The sequence below is a fragment of the Streptomyces sp. NPDC087844 genome (genome assembly GCF_044742785.1).
Lineage (GTDB): Bacteria > Actinomycetota > Actinomycetes > Streptomycetales > Streptomycetaceae > Streptomyces.
This window is the reverse complement of the sequence record NZ_JBIUVD010000065.1, coordinates 1-1,668: the sequence shown is the minus strand read 5'-3', so window position 1 is coordinate 1,668 and position 1,668 is coordinate 1. Positions and strand designations below refer to the sequence as shown.

Genomic DNA, 1,668 nt, shown 5'->3' with positions numbered 1-1,668 from the left:
GAGGAGTTGCTGGCCGGGGTGTGGGCGCAGCTTCTGGGTGTGGAGCGGGTGGGCGCCACCGACAACTTCTTCGAACTCGGCGGGCACTCCCTGCTCGCCACGCAGGTGATCTCCCGCGTTCGGGACGTGTTCGGAGCCGACGTACCCGTCGCGACGATGTTCGACCATCCGACCGTGCGGGAACTGGCCGATATGGTGGAGGGCGCCGCGCGGGGTCTGGTGGTACCGCCTGTACGTGCTGTCGGTCGCGACCGGGTGCTGCCCCTGTCGTTCGCCCAGCAACGGCTCTGGTTCCTGGACCATTTGGAGCCCGGCTCGACCGAGTACAACCTGCCGTTGCCCATCCGGCTGGACGGGGTGCTCGACGTCGCTGCGCTCGGAGCGGCCCTGGACGCTGTGGTGGTGCGGCACGAGGTGCTGCGCACCCGACTCTCCGACGACGTCGATGGAGTGGCTTACCAGGTGATCGATCCGCCCTCGGGAATCCCGATGCCGGTGGTCGACGTGTCCGGTGACCCCGATCCGCTGAGCGCGGCCGAACGGCTGGTCGCACAGGACACCACAGCGCCCTTCGACCTGGCGACCGGGCCCCTCATCCGGGCCGCGCTCGTCCGACTGGCCGCTGACGAACACGTTCTGGCCCTGACCATGCACCACGTCGTCTTCGACGAGTGGTCGGGCAGGGTCCTTCGACGCGAACTGGCCGCTCTGTACGAGGCGTTCCAGGCCTGCCGACCCGATCCGCTGCCGCCGCTGCCCACGCAGTACGCGGACTTCGCCGTGTGGCAGCGCGAGTGGCTGGCCGGAGAAGCCCTGGACAGCCAACTCCGCTATTGGGAGAACAAGCTGGAAGCGCTGCCGGTGCTTGAGCTGCCGACCGATCGCCCCCGGCCGCAGACGCGCTCCTCCGAAGGAGGGGCGACCCGTTTCACGGTGCCGGCGGAGACCGCGGACGCGCTGAGGGCGCTGTCACGTGCCGGTGGCGCCACGATGTTCATGACGCTGCTCGCCGCCTTCGACGTGGTGCTCGGCCGCTACTGCGGAGCGGACGACGTCGTCGTGGGCACCCCCGTGGCGAACCGGAACCGGGCCGAGACAGAGGATCTGATCGGCTTCTTCGTCAACACCCTGGTGCTGCGCACCGATCTGTCCGGCGACCCGACCTTCAGTGAACTCCTCGACCGGGTACGGCGAACCGCGCTGGACGCCTATGCCCACCAGGACGTTCCCTTCGAGCAGTTGGTGGACGCGCTGGTGAGCGAGCGGGACCGCTCCCGTACACCGCTCTTCCAGGTCTTCTTCAACTACGCCATGGAGGACCCGCGGGACAGCACGAACCTGCTGGAACAGGGCGACGGCCGCTCCAGGGGCGAGGTGCGGATCAAGGACGCGGACACGGCACCGCGGGGCACCCTGTTCGACCTGACGCTCAGGCTCGGCGACGCCGGGGAAGGCGCGCTCTCGGGCGAGATCGAGTACAGCACCGCACTCTTCGACCCCGCGACGGCGGAGCGACTGGCCCGGAGCCTGGCCGCCGTACTCGATGCCGTCGCCGACGACGCGGAACAGCGGGTGGGTGATGTGTCGGTCATGTCGGTGGGTGAGGTTGAGGGGTTGGTGCGGGGTGGGTGTGGTGTGGAGTTGGCTCTGCCGGGTGTGGGTGGGGTG

General features: G+C 69.1%; 1 protein-coding gene. It reads left to right on the top strand.

From position 1 onward, the window contains the following. Positions 1-18: 18 nt before the first annotated feature. On the top strand, positions 19-1,668 hold a 1,650-nt coding region (locus ACIOKD_RS42005), incomplete at its 3' end, for a condensation domain-containing protein (protein ID WP_402093755.1).